Source organism: Aeromonas sp. FDAARGOS 1404 (assembly GCF_019047085.1).
In the GTDB taxonomy this organism is placed as follows: Bacteria; Pseudomonadota; Gammaproteobacteria; order Enterobacterales; family Aeromonadaceae; genus Aeromonas; species Aeromonas veronii.
In genome coordinates, this window is the sequence record NZ_CP077237.1 from 2861318 (window position 1) to 2880415 (window position 19098).

19 protein-coding genes are annotated in these 19098 nt (G+C 61.5%); 11 read left to right on the forward strand and 8 right to left on the reverse strand.

The features are described 5' to 3' along the window. The first annotated feature begins 119 nt into the window (after positions 1-119). Positions 120-590: an Lrp/AsnC family transcriptional regulator gene (locus I6L34_RS13285; RefSeq protein WP_005336001.1), complete on the forward strand. Its 471-nt coding sequence runs from the start codon at positions 120-122 to the stop codon at positions 588-590. A 91-nt stretch (positions 591-681) separates the two neighbouring features. On the opposite strand, the gene I6L34_RS13290 is transcribed toward I6L34_RS13285, so the two are convergent. Then, on the reverse strand, positions 682-2646 hold the full coding sequence (locus I6L34_RS13290) for an LTA synthase family protein (protein ID WP_058059391.1): 1965 nt from the start codon (positions 2644-2646) through the stop codon (positions 682-684). A 259-nt stretch (positions 2647-2905) separates the two neighbouring features. Between I6L34_RS13290 and I6L34_RS13295 the strand changes: the two genes are divergently transcribed. After that, positions 2906-3163 (forward strand): DUF2442 domain-containing protein, encoded by a 258-nt coding sequence (locus I6L34_RS13295; protein WP_005335997.1) that lies wholly within the window; start codon positions 2906-2908, stop codon positions 3161-3163. Here the strand turns inward: I6L34_RS13295 and I6L34_RS13300 are convergent. Then, positions 3160-3420, reverse strand: coding sequence for a hypothetical protein (locus tag I6L34_RS13300; RefSeq protein ID WP_141108901.1), 261 nt, complete (start codon positions 3418-3420; stop codon positions 3160-3162). The genes I6L34_RS13295 and I6L34_RS13300 overlap by 4 nt on opposite strands. On the opposite strand from I6L34_RS13300, the gene I6L34_RS13305 reads away from it, so the two are divergent. Together I6L34_RS13305 and I6L34_RS13310 are read left to right on the forward strand one after the other, a co-directional pair. Then, a complete protein-coding gene (locus tag I6L34_RS13305) occupies positions 3409-5376 on the forward strand; it encodes a TonB-dependent copper receptor (RefSeq protein WP_075116009.1) in 1968 nt (655 codons plus the stop codon). The two genes, I6L34_RS13300 and I6L34_RS13305, sit on opposite strands and share 12 nt — an antisense overlap. Before the next feature lie 109 nt (positions 5377-5485). After that, positions 5486-7114 (forward strand): alpha-amylase family protein, encoded by a 1629-nt coding sequence (locus tag I6L34_RS13310; RefSeq protein WP_058057910.1) that lies wholly within the window; start codon positions 5486-5488, stop codon positions 7112-7114. An 83-nt stretch (positions 7115-7197) separates the two neighbouring features. Here the strand turns inward: I6L34_RS13310 and I6L34_RS13315 are convergent, their stop codons facing one another. Continuing rightward, positions 7198-8637: a RimK family protein gene (locus I6L34_RS13315; RefSeq protein WP_058057911.1), complete on the reverse strand. Its 1440-nt coding sequence runs from the start codon at positions 8635-8637 to the stop codon at positions 7198-7200. 186 nt (positions 8638-8823) lie between these two features. Here I6L34_RS13315 and I6L34_RS13320 point away from each other — a divergent pair, with 186 nt between their 5' ends. From I6L34_RS13320 to I6L34_RS13330, 3 genes are read left to right on the forward strand one after another with little or no spacing between them, the layout of a single operon-like run. Beyond that, complete coding sequence (locus I6L34_RS13320) at positions 8824-9345, forward strand: GNAT family N-acetyltransferase (RefSeq protein WP_058057912.1); 522 nt, start codon at positions 8824-8826, stop codon at positions 9343-9345. Between the two features lie 31 nt (positions 9346-9376). Further along, positions 9377-9622, forward strand: coding sequence for a DUF3624 domain-containing protein (locus I6L34_RS13325; RefSeq protein WP_058057913.1), 246 nt, complete (start codon positions 9377-9379; stop codon positions 9620-9622). Between the two features lie 57 nt (positions 9623-9679). Beyond that, entirely contained in the window at positions 9680-10426 is a 747-nt protein-coding gene (locus I6L34_RS13330; protein WP_058057914.1) for an SDR family oxidoreductase, read from the forward strand. 61 nt (positions 10427-10487) lie between these two features. Here I6L34_RS13330 and I6L34_RS13335 read toward each other — a convergent pair whose 3' ends face one another. Next, the gene (locus I6L34_RS13335) at positions 10488-11960 is read right to left on the reverse strand and encodes a C69 family dipeptidase (RefSeq protein ID WP_058057915.1); all 1473 of its coding nucleotides are present in this window, start codon (positions 11958-11960) and stop codon (positions 10488-10490) included. 474 nt (positions 11961-12434) lie between these two features. Here I6L34_RS13335 and I6L34_RS13340 point away from each other — a divergent pair, with 474 nt between their 5' ends. Together I6L34_RS13340 and I6L34_RS13345 are read left to right on the forward strand one after the other, a co-directional pair. Next, entirely contained in the window at positions 12435-12890 is a 456-nt protein-coding gene (locus tag I6L34_RS13340) for a hypothetical protein (protein ID WP_019446593.1), read from the forward strand. A 143-nt stretch (positions 12891-13033) separates the two neighbouring features. Next, entirely contained in the window at positions 13034-14185 is a 1152-nt protein-coding gene (locus I6L34_RS13345; protein WP_180343345.1) for an iron-containing alcohol dehydrogenase, read from the forward strand. An 89-nt stretch (positions 14186-14274) separates the two neighbouring features. On the opposite strand, the gene I6L34_RS13350 is transcribed toward I6L34_RS13345, so the two are convergent. The 3 genes from I6L34_RS13350 to I6L34_RS13360 form a co-directional block, all read right to left on the reverse strand. Next, positions 14275-14733, reverse strand: a complete 459-nt coding sequence (locus tag I6L34_RS13350; protein ID WP_216954824.1) for a methylglyoxal synthase — start codon at positions 14731-14733, stop codon at positions 14275-14277. Positions 14734-14904: 171 nt separating this feature from the next. Then, positions 14905-15381 (reverse strand): bacterioferritin, encoded by a 477-nt coding sequence (gene bfr / locus I6L34_RS13355; protein WP_005354959.1) that lies wholly within the window; start codon positions 15379-15381, stop codon positions 14905-14907. A gap of 144 nt (positions 15382-15525) precedes the next feature. After that, positions 15526-15732 carry a bacterioferritin-associated ferredoxin gene (locus I6L34_RS13360; protein WP_216954825.1) on the reverse strand — a complete coding sequence of 69 codons (207 nt, stop codon included), beginning with the start codon at positions 15730-15732 and terminating at the stop codon, positions 15526-15528. Positions 15733-15869: 137 nt separating this feature from the next. Between I6L34_RS13360 and I6L34_RS13365 the strand changes: the two genes are divergently transcribed. Both I6L34_RS13365 and I6L34_RS13370 read left to right on the forward strand, forming a co-directional pair. Beyond that, positions 15870-16181 (forward strand): HlyU family transcriptional regulator, encoded by a 312-nt coding sequence (locus tag I6L34_RS13365; protein WP_124243183.1) that lies wholly within the window; start codon positions 15870-15872, stop codon positions 16179-16181. Continuing rightward, positions 16178-18244: a tRNA(Met) cytidine acetyltransferase TmcA gene (locus I6L34_RS13370; protein WP_216954826.1), complete on the forward strand. Its 2067-nt coding sequence runs from the start codon at positions 16178-16180 to the stop codon at positions 18242-18244. Before I6L34_RS13365 ends, I6L34_RS13370 begins: the two co-directional genes overlap by 4 nt. On the opposite strand, the gene I6L34_RS13375 is transcribed toward I6L34_RS13370, so the two are convergent. Next, complete coding sequence (locus I6L34_RS13375) at positions 18231-18950, reverse strand: SDR family NAD(P)-dependent oxidoreductase (protein ID WP_216954827.1); 720 nt, start codon at positions 18948-18950, stop codon at positions 18231-18233. The two genes, I6L34_RS13370 and I6L34_RS13375, sit on opposite strands and share 14 nt — an antisense overlap. Positions 18951-19098: the final 148 nt, after the last annotated feature.

A 19098-nucleotide genomic window follows, 5' to 3' on the forward strand; every position in this document is an offset into this window, starting at 1 on the left:
AGGGCTGTGACCGGTGAATGGCGCCAAGGATAGGCGGGGCAGGGGGGATGTCAATGGCCGTTGTGTTTGCCCCGGTTTACGGGCAGAGTCTAAAAAATTGAGCGGTTCAAGGAGTTAAGATGAGAAACCTGGATCAACTGGATTTGGATATCCTGGCCCATCTGTTTCGGGATGCGGGCATGACCAACAAGGATCTGGCCGCGCTGGTGGGCGTTGCCCCCTCCACCTGTCTGGAGCGGGTGCGCAAGTTGCAGCAGGATGGCGTGCTCAAGGGGGCGCACTGCGAAGTGGATTATCAGGCCCTCGGTGGCCACATTCAGGCCATGGTCTCCCTGCAGCTGGCCCGTCACAGCCGCCAGATCATCGATGCTTTCCGCGATGCCATTCTGGCGCTGCCCGAAGTGATCAGCCTGTTCCACATGGGGGGCAAGGATGATTTTCTGGTGCACCTCTGTGTCTCCGATACCGAGCACCTGCGCAACTTCGTCTTCGATCACTTCACCTCCCGCGAAGAGGTGGTGCACCTCGAAACCTCGCTGGTATTCGAGCACAAGTTCAGCCGCTCCCTGCCCTGCTTTCCCCAGCCATAACGGCCTGTGGGCCGACGGTATGGATAGATGGAAAAAACCGCCAGCTGGCGGTTTTTTCCATTCTGCTATCGGCTGAATCAGCACAGTTGGCTCAATTGGCGGCGGTGCGTTCATCCTTGGCCGTCTGATAGAGGCTCTTCTGATAGGCCATGCTGCCCCACAGGACAAGACCGAGGGCATCCTCCTTCAAGGCGTCCGGCTGCGCCGCCAGTGTCAGCTTCTCGCTGGCATTGTCGTAGACATAGCCCTCTGCCGCCCGCTCCGGTTGCAGGATCACCACATCCTTGCCGCGCATCAGGGCGAAGTTCTTGTCGTACTGCATGATGGCGCGCCCCGGCCAGTCGGCGGGCATGCGCGTCAGATCCTTGCCGAGCATGGGGTAGTCGGCACTGATCCTCATCAGGGAGAGCAGGGTCGGCGCCATGTCGATCTGGCTGACGATGCGCGGATCCTTTCTCGGCGCAATGCCGTCGCCCACGATAACCCCCGGAATATGGAAGCGGGGGATGGGCACCAGACTGGCGCCACCGACCCGGCTGTCGTGATCGGCGATGACCAGGAACAGGGTGTCCTTCCAGTATTCGGACTGTTTCGCCCTCTTGAAGAATTCTCCGATGGCGTAATCCGCATACTTGGCCGCGTTGTTGCGGGTCTGTTTGGGTTGCTCGAACAGTTCGATGCGGTTGTCCGGGAATTCGAACGGATCGTGGTTGCTGGAGCTGAACACCAGACTGAAGAAGGGTTTACCCTCCTTGTGCAGCGCTTTGAAGGTCTCGTCGGCCTTGGCCATCAGATCCTCATCGGAGGCGCCCCAAGAGCCCTTGAACACCGGATTGTCGAAATCCTTCTGCTCGACAATGGTGGTGAAGCCGTTGCCGAGGAAAAAGCTGCGCATATTGTCGAAGTGACTCTCGCCGCCATAAATAAAGCTGGTGTCGTAACCCCGCTGTTTGAGCAGATCAGCGATGGTGAAGAAGTTGGTCTGGCTCTTGCCGAGTTTGACCACCGCCTGTGCCGGGGTCGGCGTGAAGCCGGTCAGTACTGCCTCGATACCGCGCACCGAGCGGGTGCCGGTGGCGTAGAGCTGCTCGAAGGCCCACCCTTCACGGGAGAGCCCGTCGATATTGGGGGTAAGCGGCAGGCCGCCGAGGGAGCCGACAAACTGGGCACCCAGGCTCTCCTGCAGCAGGATCACCAGATTCTTCGGTTTACCCTGGAAGCTCGCCTCATTGAATGTCTGGCTGGGCAGTAGTTCGGAGTTGAAATCACTGGCTGGACGGCCACTCTCCTTGCGCATGACCTCGAGCACCTTCTGCTCGGTCATCTCGCCGTAAAACTGGCCGGCATCCTCCTCGGCGCCCATCTGCTTGATGGCAAAGAAGAGGGAGTAGGCGGAGTTGACGGTGAGCGAGTTGACCAGCGGATCTTCGGCAAAGGCGACCATGGCCGGGTTCAGGGCGCGGTGGCCGAGACTGGAGCGGGCACCGAGAAAACCTATGGCCAGAATGAGCAGGGCGAAAGCAGGACGCAGATACCAGCGGGGGAAGCTGAGGCCACGTACCAGACGGCCGCTCAGCCACCAGCCACCGGCCAGCACGGCGCCACTGAAGAGTAACGCCAACAGCAGCTCGGCTTTGCGGCCCGCCCACAGCATGGCGAACACCTCTTTTGGATAGATGAGGTACTCCACATAGAGGCGGTTGGGGCGCACGCCATACTCGGTGACAAACGAGGGGGTGGAGATCTCGAGGAACAGCATCAGCCAGAGTCCGACGGTCAGCCAGACGCGCATCAGTTGCAGCCAGCCCCGGCCGATGGCATGGGGGCCTGCCAGCAGCAGAGTGAGCATGGCGGGGACACCCCAGACCCAGCAGAGGGTCGCAAAGTCGACCCGGATCCCTTGCAGCAGCATCTCCTGCCAACCGGCCACGGCATCCACCCGTTCCAGTTGCCAGAGACCGAGGGCGATTCGGCTGAAAGAGAGAGAAAAAAGCGCGAGCGCGCAGAAGACGGCGAAGGGCCAGAACGGGCCGAGTCGCTGTTTTAGATCTGTCATGTTTGTTCCTGAATGAGACTGTAAACGTCTGTCCACAGACGTTTTTTTAGTTGTTGTGAGGTTATGACAGATCGAATTGGTTAAGGTTGCATTCAAGTTTGTTAAAAGTCGGCATTAACACATTTATCATCTAAAAATGTGATGTCGCGCCACTAATGAGCACAGCATAATCTGCTGGGTAAAATGTGAGCCGCAGCGTGTATGGATGGAGCGCTGGTGTTTATAATTGCCGCGAATTATCTCAATCGGAGCCGAAGGGATGCCGGTCTTTATCGATGTCGAGTATGTTCGGGGATGGCGCCTGTTTCTGGTGTTATCGGATGGCACCACGGGTGTGCTGGATCTGACCCCCTGGCGAACCCAGCCGCTGTTTGCAAAGCTGGAGAGCGAGCGTCACTGCGCCCGGGTCTTCATCAACCGTCACCACCAGCTGGAGTGGCCTGTTGGCTGCACGCTATCCGCTCATGAGGTCTATCACCTCATCTCTCCCATCGATGAGCGGGAAGCCTTCAGCTAATCCCCATTTTTTGTGAGCCAACGCCAGATTCCTGTTACTGGAATGTTTGCCCGTTTGCCTTTCTGAGCCAACTTGGGTAAAACCTGCGCAACATTTTGCCAACTTGCCTTCGCTTCACCTGACAGAGGCTTGCCGCTTTCGCGCCGCAGGCCTTTTTTGCGGCCTGATGGCAAACCTTTCCCTTGCTGAAAGGTTTGGTCGGTTGAATGAAAATAACAAAATAAACAAATACATAAGGAAAATGTATGGCTTGTCATATGCGCACACCTCTTGCCCTGCTGGTGGGCGGGCTCGCCTGTCACGGCGCTGCCGGTCAGGAATCGGTTCAACAGCTGGATCCCATGGTGGTGGTGGCAACCCGCCCCGCCAGCACCCTGGAGGTGACACTGGATCCCAAGAAGCCCGGTTCCCCCATGCCTGCTGCCGACGGCGCCGGTTATCTGAAGAATGTCACCGGCATGAACATGGTGCGCAAAGGGGGGCTGGGCGGCGATCCCGTGCTACGGGGAATGGGGATGTCCCGCCTCAACGTGCAGATGGATGGCGGCATGCTGGCCGGTGGGTGTGGCGGCCGCATGGACCCGCCCACGGCCTATGTGTTCCCCCAATCCTTTGACCGGATCCGGGTGCTGAAGGGGCCACAATCCCTCGAGCAGGGAGCCACCCTGGCGGGAACCGTGCTGTTCGAGCGGGACAGACCCGAGTTCACCGCACCGGGCCTCAAGGCCGATGCCTCGGCCCTTTATGGCAGCTTTGGCCGCGATGACCAGATGGTGGATATGACGGCGGGTTCGACCGATGGTTATCTGCGCGGTCAGTTCACCCACTCCGACAGCGACGATTACCGCGATGGTCACGGTAACAAGGTGCGATCCTTCTATCGCCGTGAGAACGGCACCGCCCAGCTGGGCTGGACGCCGGGGGAGCACACCTGGCTGGAACTCACCGCCGAGCGGAGCAATGCCCGCGCCGCCTATGCGGACCGCACCATGGATGGCCCCATGTTTGATCGCGAATCCTTCGGGCTGAAGCTCAAGCAGGAGCAGATCACCACTCACTGGCAGCGCAGCGAGCTGACCCTGTGGGACAACTACATCGACCACATCATGGACAACTTCAGCCTGCGGCAAAACAGCACCCCCAAATCCCTGAGCAACCCTGATCGCCGCAATACCGGCGGCCGCTGGGCCAACGATATCGCCCTTCCTGCCGACTGGTTGCTGACCGCCGGGTTCGACAGCAACCGGGATCAACACAGATTTCGCAAGGATCTGGATTATGCAGACAAGCCACGTCAGCGCACCCTGCGTTTCGAGCAGCAGGGCGGTTTTGCCGAGCTGGGGCGCCAGCAGGGGGCCCACAGCTACAAGGGGGGGTATCGTCAGGATCGGGTCGAGACAACCCGTTATGGTGCGGGTGATCAGACCCTCTACAGCGAGACCGAGCACCTCGACAGCGGTTTTGGTCGCTATGAGTACCAGTGGTCGCCCCGCTGGTCCAGTTATCTGGCGTGGGGACAGGCAGAGCGGGCGCCGGACTATTGGGAGCGCAACAAGGACAGCACCCCGTTCACCCTCAACCCGGAGCGCAGCCGCCAGTGGGATGCGGGACTGGCTTTGCGCAGTCGCGAGCTGGACCTGACCCTCTCCCTCTTTAGCGCTGACATCAAGGACTACCTGCTCTACAACAGCAAGTCGAACAAGGTGCGCAATATCGATGCCCAGACCCGGGGTGGCGAGTTGGAGGGGCGCTGGCAGTTTGCCGAGCAGTGGCGTCTCGATGGTGGTCTGGCGGTGGTCTATGGCGAAAATCAGAGCGACAACAAACCGCTGGCGCAGATGCCACCGCTCGATGGCAAGCTGGCCCTTGGTTGGCAGCCAAATGAGGCGCTGAACTTCACCCTGCTGGGGCGCGCGGTGGCGGCGCAGGATCGGGTAGATCTCTGGTCCGGTACCGTTGCGGGTCAGGATCAGGGGGAGACCCCAGGCTTCTTCACCATGAACCTGAGCGGCGCCTGGCAGTTTGCCAAGGGGTGGCAACTCTCAGCTGGGGTAGACAACCTGTTCGACACCTTCTACTACGAGCACCTCTCCAAGTCGGTGCACGCCAGTCAGGCGGGGTTGGGCTATGAGCAGAGCGGCCGCATCCCCGAGCCGGGGCGTGCCTACTGGCTCTCGCTCAACTACCGTTTTGCCTCGGCAGGGGTGCTCTAACCAGTTGAGTCAGATAACGTTTTCAGTCACAGACACCGCTGTGTGAGCATCGCTATCATGGTGAAAAACAGGCGTATCAGACGCCTGCTCTCACAGCGGGAACATAACAATGAAACAGGGAACGTTACGCTATGGCGGCCTGCTCGGGGCCGCCCTGTTACTTGTGGCTTGCGGCGGCAGCGGTAGTTCAGGCGGGGAGGGCGCTCCCCCCGTCGTCAATCCGCCGGTCACCCACCCTCCGGTCGCCACGGCCAGTCGTGCCTGCTATGGCGATGAGCAACCCGCCTGCAATCTGCGCATCTATCAGGTGATGGTGGAGTCGTTTGCCGATGGTGACGGTAGTGCCAACTACGGCGTTGGCTATGGCCCCTCCCAGCACAACGGCGATCTGCAGGGGATCATCGACAGTCTCGACCACATCAAGAGTCTCAACGTCAACGCCATCTGGCTCACCCCGGTGTTCGACTCCTGCGCGGGGCAAGGCGGCGATAACAAGCTCGATGCCACCGGCTACTTCGCCTGCGACTTTTTTACCGTTGATTCCAACTTTGGCAGCAATGCCAAGCTCAAACAGCTGGTGGACGGGGCGCACCAGCGCGGCCTCTACGTCTTCCTCGACGGGGTGTTTGGCCACGTCAACAAGGTGGGGGTGAGCAAGCCCTCGCCAGAGGGGCGTCAGCCAGCCCTCACCAGCGGCGGTGCGGGTTATCCTGGCCAGCTGGTGGATTACAGCAAGCCGGAGAGCCTCGCCTACTTCAAGGAGGTAGCCCGCTACTGGGTCGAGCAGTACGGCATCGACGGCTGGCGCCTCGATCAAGCCTATCAGCTTGGGCTGGATGATTGGCGCGCCATTCGCAGCGAGGTGGAGCAGGCCAGCGCAGCGCGCAAGGCCGCCGGTCAGCAGTGGGGCACCCTTGGCTACATGGTGGGCGAGGTGTGGAAGGGGGCTGACGACATTCGCGCCCAGGCTTATGGCAGCAGCGACAATCCGGCGCTCTCCTCAGCCTTTGACTTCCCGTTGCGCTACGGCATTGTGCAGGCGCTGGCGGTGGAGGAGTCCGGCAAGGGCGGGCAGGGGGCCAGCGTGCTCGATGCCAGCTGGAACAAGGTGGAGAACTACCCGAATCACGCCATGCCGAATCTGATGCTGGGCAACCATGATCTGGTGCGTTTTGGTGATCTGCTGGAGCGTGGCAACTTCAAGCCGACCGAGTACTGGCAGCGCCACAAGGCGGCCTTCAGCTTTATGGCGGCCCGCTCCGGCCCCATCACCTTCTACTATGGCGAGGAGTTTGGCGACGAGGTGCCGGGCTTTGCCGCCAAGGTTGGTGGTGACTGCGCAGCGCAGGGCTTGTGCGACGATCATGTGGCCCGCAGTGATGGCAAGGTGCCCGCTGTCACCGGTTTTGTGCCGGGTAGCGAACAGGCTGAGCTGAAAGAGTGGCTCGCCCAGCTGCTGGCGATGCGTGCCGCGCACCCCGCTCTCTATCAGGGAGAGCGAGTCAAGCTGGTGGCCGATGGCAGCCTCTATGGTGACATCAAGCAGACGGCGGGAGAGCAGATAGTCTACCTGCTCAACCTCTCCACCACGGCGCTCAGCTACAACCTGCCGACGGGCAAACTGCGCAGCGGCAGCGCGCTGGTGGATCTGCAAAGCGGCGAGAGTCTGGCCATCGGCGGCAGCAGCGTAACGGTGGAGATACCGCCCTTGAGCGGGCGTTTCCTGCGTCTGCAATAAGTCAGCCGCAGTACGCTTTGATATGAGAGAGGGCCCCTTCGCGGGGCCCTCTCTGTCATTGGGGGCGACAAGGTCAGGACCGGTTATACGGTGGTCTGGCCCCGGTTTTCCAGCCGCTGGCGGAAGGTGCGGGCCAGTCGCTCATAGAGATCCTGCGCCTCCTTGTCTTCGATATCACCGCGGATCCAGGGGTTGTCGACGATCTCCAGCAGCACGCAGTCACGCCCCTGCTGGCGTAAATCGAGCCCGTAGAGGCCATTACCGAGCTGATGCACGGCACGGCGAGCGGTCTGCAGCACCCGCTCCGGCACTTCGTTAAGCGGCAGCGCCTCGATGCGGCTCATGTCGAGGGGGTGCTTGCGGCGGCGAATGCGGTTGCCGGGTTCGGGCCGGTAGCGGCGGCAGGCGAACAGCGGCGAGCCGTCGAGAAAGCCGATGCGCCAGTCGAACTCGGCGGGGATCCGGCTCTGCACCAGCAGCAGGGCGGAGCGGCCCAGCCCCTCGTCCAGCAGGCGGGCCAGCTGTTGCTCGTCGCTGGCCATGGCGAGATCGCGCCCTTGCGCCCCGTCGGGCACCTTCACCATCAATGGCAGGCCGAGCCGCTGTACCAGCTCATCCACATGGTGGCGGCCGCGGCGGGTGACCACCATGGTGGGCGGCATGGGCACGCCGCTGCGCACCATCAGCTCGTAGAGATAGAGTTTGTTGCTGCAGGCGAGGATGGCGCGGGAGCTGTCGATCACCGGCATCTTGAGCTGTTCGGCGCGATGGGCAAATTCGAAGGTGTAGTGGCCGACCGCGGTTTCGGCACGCAGCCAGAGGGTGTCGAACTCCGGCAGCCGCTCGATGGCCGACGGTGGCAGGATCTCGGCCCGGATGCCTTGGGCGGCAGCAGCCCGGATAAAGCGCTCCAGCGCCAGCCCATCACTGCTGGCACGGCCGTCATCTGGGTCGACCAGAATGGCGAGCTGGTAGAGCGGCGCCGCCTGCTCCTCATCACCGGTGCCCACCAGCGCCTGGGCGTGGTGCAGCATCAACTCTTTCTCGCTTGGGCTCAGCTCCAGCGGTGACAGGCTCTGCTGCTGTCGCACCGACCAGCCGTGGCGGCCGCGCTTGAGGGTCAGCTCCTGCAGCGGCAACTGGCTCAGGCCGTAGTAGTAGCGGGCCAGTCCCGCCAGCTCGCTCTGTTCACACTGGCCGAAGATGGCGCGCACTCTAATCCGATCCTCGCTCTGCTGGGCCAGCCACCCTTGCGCCTTGCGCCACAGCTTGGCCGGTGGCTGCTGGGGTTGCAGTCGGCTGATGGCCTGCAGACCCGGCAGGCAGTGGTGGCCGCGGGCCTGGGCCAGTAGCGAGCAGTAGTAGCCTGCGCTCAGGTGCTCCAGATTGCGGCAGAGGTTGATGATGCGGGGTCGGCCGCCGGTGGTCGGCACGCCATGTTGCAGATAGGTGCGGGCGGTCAGCAGATAATCGGCATGGCAAGGCCAGTCGCCCAGCTCTTCGACGATGACATAGGTACTCATATTTTCGGCTCCACAGATCAGACTGCCTGAACAGGCAGGATCCCCAGTGGGCTTCGATGCACCGACAAGCACGACAATGGCGCGAGGGGAAACAAGAGGTTACAGTGCCTAATATGACGCCTTGGTAACTTGTGATACAAGTCGCATTTTTGGTGCTGAGGATAAATAACCGAACAAGGACTCCCCGTGTTGACCGTACGTGCGGCCCGAACCGATGATCTGGGCGCCATCGTTAATCTTGAACGCTACTGTTTTCCTCCCGAAGTCGCCTTTGGCCGCAGCCGCTGGCACTATCTGCTGGCCCACGCCAAGGGGCGCACCCTGTTGCTGCTGGATGAGAAACATCAGCTGATGGGCTATCTCTGCCTGCTGGAGCACAGAGGCTGGGATCGGCTGGTCATTCAGGCGCTGGCCATCCGCTGGACAGTGCGCCGTCTGGGCTGGGCCCGCCGTCTGCTGGAGCAGGTGATCTGCGAGGGCAAGGCCGCGGGATGGGGGGCAATTCGCCTCGAAGTGGGGGACGCCAACGAAGAAGCGTTGGCGCTCTATCAGGGGTTGGGATTTCGTCCCCAGCAGCGGCTGGCGGACTACTATGGCCGCGACCAGCACGCCCACCGGCTGGTGCTGCCGCTGGTGAGCGACGAGGAGCGTGAGCGGCGCAGAGTGGCTCGCACTCTGGCGCGCAAGCCCTCTGCGCATGCCAACTGACCATATTGAACGAGCAGAATCGAGGAGCAGGATGAGCTGCGACAACTGTCTTGCCACCGCCATCAGGGCCAAGCTGGGGCGCTGTCCGGTCTGCGCTGGCCAGACCTTCGTCATCGGCCTGATTGGCTGGCTGGTCTGGTGGTGGTGCGGTGCCGACACCTCGGTCAACGCCCTCACCGGCCTGCTGTTCGCGCTGGGCGGCTCAAGCCTGTTGCTGCTCCATCTGGTGGTATTTGTCTGGCGCAAGGCGACCGGACGTGAATTGAGCGATGAATAAATCAGATTGGTTTCAACAATATAAATAACAATATCGGTTGAGATAATGGAGGTTCAGATGATTGCAATGGTAACGGGCGCCTCGTCCGGGTTTGGTGAGTCCATCAGCCGTCAGCTGGTGCAGGCGGGCTACAAGGTGATCGGTACCGGTCGCCGTGCAGAGCGGCTCGCTGCGCTGGCTGACGAGCTGGGCGAGCAGTTTCTGCCGCTGGCATTCGACGTGCAGGACAAGGCGGCTACCTGCGCCGCCATCGCTGCTCTGCCAGCCGAGTGGAGCGAGGTGGATCTGCTGGTCAACAATGCCGGTCTGGCGCTGGGGCTGGAGCCGGCCCACAAGGCGGATCTGGAAGATTGGGAGCAGATGATTGCCACCAACATCAGCGGCCTGACCCTGCTCACCCGCTTGCTGCTGCCGGGCATGGTGGCGCGCAATCGCGGCCATGTCATCAACATCGGCTCCATCGCGGGCACTTACCCCTATCCGGGCGGCAACGTCTACGGCGCCACCAAGGCGTTCGTGAAGCAGTTCAGCCTCAACCTGCGCGCCGATCTGGCGGGCACCGCCATCCGCGTCACCAACGTGGAGCCGGGCCTGTGCGGCGGCACCGAGTTCTCCAACGTGCGCTTCCACGGTGACGATGCCAAGGCGGCCTCCGTCTATCAGGGGGTGGAGGCGATCCAGCCGGAAGATATCGCCAATACCGTGCTCTGGGTGAGCCAGCAACCGGCTCACGTCAACATCAACAGCATCGAGATCATGCCGGTGGCGCAGACCTTCGGCCCGCTCAATATCAGCCGTCGCTGATCGTTGCATTGGCTGAAACGAAAGAGGCTCCCGTGGGAGCCTCTTTGCGTTGGCGAGCCGGTCACAAGCTCATGATCTTCTTGAACTCCTCCGGCGAATACTTCTTCTCGGTGCGCTTGGTCAGATCCGTCATCAGCTTGTAGCGCAGAGTTTTGGCCATCTGATAGGTCTGCTCCAACTGGCCATAGGAGTAGTCGGCGGCCAGCCCGATGGCGGTAGCCTTGTCGCTGGCATAGGCCTGCTTCAGGCTCTTGTCGAGGACGGCGACCTCCTTGTAAAGCTTGCTGCTCTCCTTGCTCCAGACGCCGCGCAGCAGCGGCAGGTACTTGTCCGGATCGGCGCTGGCCAGCGCGGTCAGGCTGCGGAACTGCCAGTAGGCGGAATCATCGGAGTAGCTGTCGCTGCCGGTGCGATAGGGCAGGGGGTAGGATTCCAGGGTGTTGTAGAGCGGCACCATCACAGATTCGGCCAGCACGCCGTAGCTCTGCCAGATCAATCCCTGCAGCTCTTTGGGCATCTCCTTGCGCAGCTGGATGACGTGAGATTCCAGCTGGCGATCGATGCGGATCGGCCGCTCCGCCTTGCCCGCCAGCGGCGTGCCCTCATAGGTGGCGCTCAGCAGTTTGGCTACGTCCGGCACGGCGATGGGGGCATCCGGCTTCATAAAGAGCGGATATTGCGCCTGCCGGGTCGGCTGCGGGTGGCTGGCGGTCAGCATTTTCTGGCCAAGCCACTCCCGATCCACGTTGTAGGGGTCGGCAATCACCCCGAACGCCTTGGCGAAGTTGAACTCTTTCGGATCGGCGTTATCCAGCAGTTTGTGCTCGCGCACGAACTCCAGCAGCTTGGGCGAGTGCAGCACATCGGCGCTGTCGAGATTGACGCCGTGGATGCGCAGGCCGTTGGCCACCATGGCGTAGCTGTCGTCCGGCACCCGCACCGCGATCCAGTGGTGGCCGGAGCCGATCTCCATCAGCCAGGCCTCGTTCACATCCGCCAGATAGAGGCTGTTGCCCTCACCGGCGCCATATTGCTCCACATAGCGGCCAAGCAGCTCGACCCCCTCTTTGGCCGTCCTGGCCTGCGGCAGGATCAGGGTGGGGATGATGGCTTCAATCACGCCCTTCTCGATCAGCGGATCGGCTTTCTGGGCCTTGTCGTTGACCTCGGCACTGGTGGTGGCCGAAATGGCGACGTTGAACTCGTTGATGCCGCGCTCCTCGTAATATTTGCCTGCCGGATCGCTGGTGGTGGCATCCCAGTCGTGGATGGCGGAGTAGGCGAAAAATGCCTTGGGCATCGGCACTTCCAGCCCGTTGCCCAGTTTCCAGACTTTGCCCTCGTTCTGCTGCGCGGGCCGGAAGGCGAGGTACTTGTTCCAGTTGTTGACGCCAAAATCCTCGTTTCTGGCGATCATCACACTGCCGTCGGCGCTGGCTCCCTTGCCGACGATGAGGCCGGTACAGGCGTCGGCACTGGTGCCAAGCAGGGTGAGCAGGGTGGCGGAGAGAAGACTCAAGGGGTGTTTTTTCATAGGTGTACCCGAAGGGTTGCGGTGAGTGAGAGCCAGACGAGGGGATGAGGTGTGTGGAGGCTGCAACTCCGAACTGGCAGCGGAGTGAGCACGACAGATTGGTCTGCCTGTTATTAGTTTTTCGAACAGATCATCCATGACACGGCTGGCTGGTTGTGATGTGCGCCAAAATTGTATTCCCGAGTGGTTGTTTATTTTGTGATCGAACGACTGTTCCTGACTTTTCTCTGGCATCGTGGTGCGTGGACGGCAAAATGTGCCAAAACAGCGTGAGCTGGCAGCAGATGAGTCATGATTCTGACGCCTGCTTGCGTGGGATGCGTGGTGAGATCCGCCATATCTCTGGATCTCGCACTATCTGACAAGTTGGCCTGTAACTTGCTGGTTTAATTGATAATGGTGGGGCCTGACGCCCCATGTGATCGGATCAGCCTGTGCCCATTGCCGCAGATGCGCACTGAATTGGAGCCCCCCATGGATATCAAACCCTACAGCCAGCAGCTTGCCCAGAGCGCATCCAACAACCGCGCCCTCGCTACCCTCAACAGTGCCAGTAGCGGCGGTCAGGGTGGTGGCTGGGAGGAGATGGTCAGCCTCTCCACCCAGCGCATGACCGGCCAGGCCCAGCAGGTGCTGACCTACGAACATCTGGCCAAGAACAACAAGTTGCCACCGGCGCTGGATATGAGCTCCGACAAGGGGGGCGTGGTGCAGCAGCTGGTGGACAAGGCGCTCGGTTTCGATCGCAAGAAGTTCAACGAGATCGAAGAGAAGCTCAAGACCATCGCCGATAACAAGAAGCTGACGCCGGAAGAGCGGGCGGAGCAGAGCAAACCGCTCAACGAACAGCGAGAGGCGATGCTCAAGGAGGCGATGGATCGCCTGACCGGCAAGAAGAGCTCATCCAAAGATGAGGCCAAAACTGCCTGATCCTGCCGCTGTTCTGAGATCTACCCGGTCGGCACCGATGGGCCAGTGTCGACCGCCGATGGGCAAGCTTCTGCCACCTCTTTTGACCTCACCTCCCCACAGGCGCACAATGTTCGCGCATTGAGCCAGTCGAGGAGTCCGCCGTGTACAACTTCCAATATGCCAATCCGACCCGTATCTGTTTCGGCGAGGGGCAGATCGCCAGCCTGCCCGAACTGATCCCGCCCGGCAGCCGGCTGCTGGTGCTCTACGGCGGTGGCAGCATCAAGCAAAACGGCGTCTATGAGCAGTTGACCCGGGCGCTGGAGGGGGTGACGTGGCAGGAGTTTTCCGGCATCGGCGCCAACCCCAGATTCGAGCTGTTGATGGAGGCGGTGGCGCAGGTGAAACGCGAGCGCATCGACTTCTTGCTAGCCGTCGGCGGCGGCTCGGTAGTGGATGGCACCAAGTTTGTTGCAGCGGCCGCCTGCTACGAGGGGGATGATCCCTGGGATATCTGCGGTAAACAGGCGAGTGTGCACAAGGCGCTGCCGATGGGCTGTGTGCTGACCCTGCCAGCCACCGGCTCCGAGAGCAATCCCACCTCGGTGGTGAGCCGGGGGGATGTGAAGATCTCCTTCAGAAGCCCGCTGGTGCAGCCGCAATTTGCGGTGCTCGATCCGGCGACCACCTACAGTCTGCCACCGCGCCAGACCGGTAACGGAGTGGTGGATGCCTTCGTCCATATTGCCGAGCAGTACCTCACCTTTCCGGTGGGAGGCGAGGTACAGGATCGGCTGGCGGAAGGTTTGCTGCAGGTGCTGGTGGAGAACGGCCCCAAGGCGCTGGCGGAGCCGACCAACTATCAGGTGCGGGCCAATCTGATGTGGGCGGCCAGTTTGGCGCTCAACGGCCTTATCGGTTGCGGAGTGCCGCAGGATTGGGCCTCTCACGCCATCGGCCATCAGCTGACGGCGCTCTATGGGCTGGATCACGGCCAGAGCTTGGCGGTGGTGCTCCCCTCACTGCTGCGTGAGCGGGCGAGCCAGAAGCAGGACAAGCTGGCCCAGTTTGCCGAGCGGGTGTGGCATTCGACCCGCGAGGACAAGGCCCTGCGCATCGAAGAGGCGATCATCCGTACCGAGCAGTTCTTCCAGAAGATGGGATTGGGTACCCGGCTGGCCGACTATGGCCTCAGCGAAAGTTGCATTCCGGCGGTCTGTTCCAACCTTAAGCGGGTGGGGCGCACCGCGCTCGGTGAGCAGCAGGATATCGACCCGGATCGGGTGGCACGCATTCTCGCCCGCGCGCTATAAGCCGGCGCCGGTGTGTGTCCCTGGCTGATTCATTTTCCCAATTAAAGAGGGCCGCTTGTTGCGGCCCTCTTGCATGACGGGTTAGCCGATCACTCGGTGCGTGCCTTCAGATAACCGGCGTAATCCGGGATCTGTACGCTGAACGCTTGCCGCATATGGGGGCTGTCCATAATGAAATCGGCGGTCGCCTCGTTGGTGGCGACCGGGATGTTCCAGACCGCCGCAAGGCGCAGCAGCGCCTTCACGTCCGGGTCGTGGGGCACCGCATTGAGGGGATCCCAGAAGAAGATCAGCACGTCGATCTTCCCTTCGGCGATCAGGGCGCCGAGCTGCTGGTCGCCCCCCATGGGGCCGGAGAAGAGGCAGGTGATGGGCAGTTGCGCCTTCTTGCCGAGCATGGTGCCGGTGGTGCCGGTCGCATAGAGATGGTGGAGCTTGAGCTCCTCCTTGCGGCGCATCACCCAGTTCAGCAGAGGGGGCTTCATGTTGTCGTGAGCCACCAGTGCCACCCGTTTGTGGGGTGCCATCTCGCGTGCAATCTGTTCCATGGAAATCGTCCGTAGCATTGTTATTGGAAGAGAGTCGTATCCTAATCGAAAGCCATGACAGATGCTGTGTCGGGCGTATTAACTGTGATCCTGTCGAAAAGTTTTCGGGTCATGGCTGCTCAAATGAAGAGACCCGCGCTGGCGGGTCTCTTTGCTTGCTGGCCTGCTGGCTCAGGAGCCGTGGTGCAGTTGCGACTGCTGGTAGTTCTCCAGCCCGATGCGATCGATAAGGTCTAGCTGGGTCTCCAGCCAGTCCACGTGCTCCTCCTCATCCTCCAGGATCTCCTGGAACAGGTCGCGGCTGATGTAGTCCTGCACCGACTCGGCATAGGCGATGGCTACCTTGAGGTCGGGGATGGCATCCATCTCCAGCGACAGGTCGCAGCGCAGCATCTCTTCCACCGTTTCACCGATACGCAGCTTGCCCAGATCCTGCAAATTGGGCAGCCCTTCGAGAAACAGCACGCGCTTGACCAGCTCGTCGGCGTGTTTCATCTCATCGATAGACTCGTGATACTCCTTGTGCCCGAGCGCCTTGAGGCCCCAGTCATCGTAGATACGGGCATGCAGGAAGTATTGGTTGATGGCAATCAGCTCATTGGCCAGCACCTTGTTGAGGTGGGCAATGATCTTGGGATCTCCTTTCATCGACAGTGCTCCTTGGTTCGTGCCTGAGGCTTCGATCGTTAGAGCTTAGTCCAGAAAAATGACAACAAGAGGTCTGGCGAGCCAGCTCGCCTGAGAAAAGGGGTGACCCTGTTGGCGGGTCGCATCAGAAAAGAGGTGTCCGGATCAGGCCACTTCGTAGTAGAGCACGGGTTGCTCCTGCTCCATCTTGTCGAGCTCGGCGGCGATGATCTCCATGGTCATGCGCACGCACTTGCCGCACTGGGCGCCCACCTCGAGCGACTGCTTGAGCTGGCGGAACTCGCTGCTACCTGACTGCACCGCCTTGCGGATCTGGGTATCTGTGATGCCGCGGCACAAACAGACGTACATGGTGGATTACCTCATATGAAATTGAGTGAAATCTAAATGAGAGTGGTTCGCAATGCAAATAACCATTGGTAATAAGATCCCCCGCTTGCCACTTGTCACCCCCTTGGGGAGAATGCCCTGATACAGAGGGAACCATCATGCTCAAGAAACTGTTCAGTGCCCTGTTCGGGGGCGAGCCAGCCAAGGCTGCGGAAGTCACCCCCACCGAATATGCCGGCTATCTCATCTATCCGGAACCCATGGCCGAAGGTGGTCAGTACCGGCTGGCGGGCCGCATCACCAAAGAGGTGGACGGCGTGCTGCAAACCCATCGCTTTATCCGCTCCGATCTGTTTGCCAACCCGGCCGATGCCGAGCGCTTCATGGTGCAGAAGGCCCACACCTTTATCGATCAGATGGGGGAGCGCATGTTCGAGCCCCGCAAACCGGCTGACAGCCAGGCTTCATGACGCCGCCTGAGCTCAACAGCCTGCGCGAGGCGCTGGCCCGCGCCGGCGAGCGGCGACTGATCTGGCTGGAGGGGGAGGAGGCCGAGTGCATTGCCCGCGCTCAATCCCTGCTCGGCGAGACCGTCTTCTGGCTGGGGGCCGGGCCCGAGAGTTATGCCCCGCAACCCGCTGCCAAGGCGCTACAGCGGCTCGGTCAGGAGTGCGACACGCTGGTATTCAACGCCTTCAGCGGCTTTCACCCCGATGCCTTCGGGGCGCTGGCAGGTACTCTATGCGCCGGTGGCTTGCTGTTGCTGCTGACGCCGCCCAGAGTAGAGTGGCCTTCATGGCCGGATCCCGACCGGATCCGGCTGGTGGCCCAGCCGGAGGAGGCGGGCCGGGCCGGCCACGGCTTTATCGCCCGGCTGGTGCGGTTGCTGGCGGGGGATCCTGCCCTCTCTCTGGAGCCGCCGGTTTGCTCGCAGCCGTGGCAACCGATTGGGCCCGCACGCAGGCTGAGCTGCGATCAGGCACGGGCACTGCCTGCCATCCACAAGGTGTTGCAGGGCCATCGTCGTCGGCCGTTGGTGCTGAGCGCCGACCGCGGTCGTGGCAAGAGTGCGCTGCTGGGGCTGGCTGCCGCCGAGTTGCTGCGCCAGCAACCCTCGCTGAACATAGTGGTGACGGCCCCCTCACAGGCAACGGTAGCGACCCTGTTTGCCCACGCCGCTCGCGGGCTAGATACTACGCCTGAACAGCTGACCGGACTGAGCTACTGCTCGCCGGATCGGCTGGTGCACGAGGCGATTAATCCCGATCTGCTGCTGGTGGATGAAGCGGCCGCCATTCCGACCCCGCTGCTCGAGGCCATGCTTGCCCGCCAAAGTCGCATCGTGTTTGCCACCACCGAGCACGGTTACGAGGGGACGGGGCGCGGTTTTCACCTGCGCTTCAAGCGTGTGCTCGATAGCCAGACCCCGGAGTGGCAGGAGATCCGCCTCTCTGAACCCATTCGCTGGAGTGAGCGTGATCCACTGGAGCCGCTGATTTTCCGCCTGCTCGGCCTCAATGCCGAAGTCGCAATGCCCTTGCCGCCGACCAGCCCGAGCTGGCGTCTGGTCAATCAGGAGGCGCTGGAGAGCGACGAGACGTTGCTCAACCAGCTGTTCGGCTTGCTGGTGCTGGCTCACTACCAGACTACGCCGAGCGATCTCAGATCCCTGCTGGAGAGCCCGGATCTCGATATCCATCTGCTGGAGCAGGACGAGAGCCTGCTGGGTGTGGCCTTGGTGGCGCGGGAAGGGGAGATAGAGCCCGAGCTGGCCGAGGCGATCTGGGCCGGGCGTCGCCGTCCGCGCGGCCATCTGCTACCCCAGTCGCTGCTGGCCCACGCCGGTTTCAAAACGGCGGGTGGGCGCAGCTACGCCCGGGTGATGCGTATCGCCATCCACCCCGAGCTGCACCGGCACGGACTGGGTTCGCTGCTGCTTGGCAAGCTTGAGGAGCACTATCGTCAGATTGGCATCGACTACCTCGGCTCGGCCTTTTCGGCCAGCGCCGACCTGCTCCCTTTCTGGCGCAAGGCAGGGCTGGAGGTGTTGCGCATCGGCCTGCAACGGGATGCCGCCAGCGGATGCCACGCAGCCCTGCTGCTCAAAGCGCTGAAACCCGAGCATGAGATCGAGTTGAATCAATGGCAGCAGCGTTTCATTCGCCAGCTGCCGACCTTGCTGGCGGGTGAACTGAAAGGATTGGATCCCGAGTTGGTATGGCAATGTTTGCAAGGCAGCACCGTCACCGCGGCTGAGCTTGGCGAGTTCGAGCGTGATGAGGTTGAGTGCTTTGCCCTGCATCACAAGCCGTTTGAACTGAGCCAGTCGAGCCTGCAGTTGTGGCTGGCGCGCAATCTGGATGTGCTGGCTTCGCTGACTCCTGACGAGCGTTATCTGCTGATCGCTACCATCTGGCAATATGCCGATTGGGGAATGCTGGCCGCGAGGTTGCAACTGGCGGGCAAGCCCGCCGTGATCAAGAGGTTGCGGGCGCTGCTGGCGCGTCTCTTGAGTTCCTCTACCACTCGATAGGTTTGCCCTGCCAGTCGAGAAAGCTCAGCTCGCCATCCGGTTGCAGCCGGTTCATCAGGTTAATCAGATGGTCGGCTACCAGCTCGGGACTCTGCACATTTCCCGCCGGTACATTGGCGTGAAACGGGCGGGAGAGTTGGGTATCCACGGTGCCGGGATGGAAGGCCAGCAATTTGACGCCTGGGGCCCGCCTGGCCAGCTCGATGGCGGCACACTTGAGCAGCATGTTGAGGGCTGCCTTGGATGCACGATAGCCATACCAGCCGCCCGCTCGGTTGTCACCAATGCTGCCGACCCGAGCGCTGAGAACGGCCAGAGTGCAAGGCTCGCGGCCAAACAGCGGTAACAACTTGCTGATCCAGCGCAGCGGCAGCAAGGCATTGGTCTGGTAGAAGCGGGTCATGGCATCGAGATTGATTGCTTCGAGTCGCTTCTCTGGCTGGATTTCCCCCTGATGCAGGATGCCGTTGCAGATCACCACCCGATGCGGTCTCGGTGCCAACTCCGCGATGTGGGCTACCGCAGTTGCCATCTTCTCATCGCTGTAATCACAACATAGCCAGTGCAGACCCGGCGATGAGAGGCCAGCAGGTGCGGGCTGACGGCTGATGGCAATCACTGGCCCGACACCCGCCGCCAACCAGTGTGTCACCAGAGCCGCCCCGATCCCGCCAGAAGCGCCAATCACGACGATACCTTCACTCATCTCAGGCTCCTTGTGAGTACATGATGGATTTCACCATCTGCCAATGTTGTCCTGAGTGGCAGATACGATCGTGCCAGCCTGCGGGATCAAGCGGTTAACGCTGCAATCTTGCCGAGATCCGAACCGTTGGGTGAATTCCATTCCTATA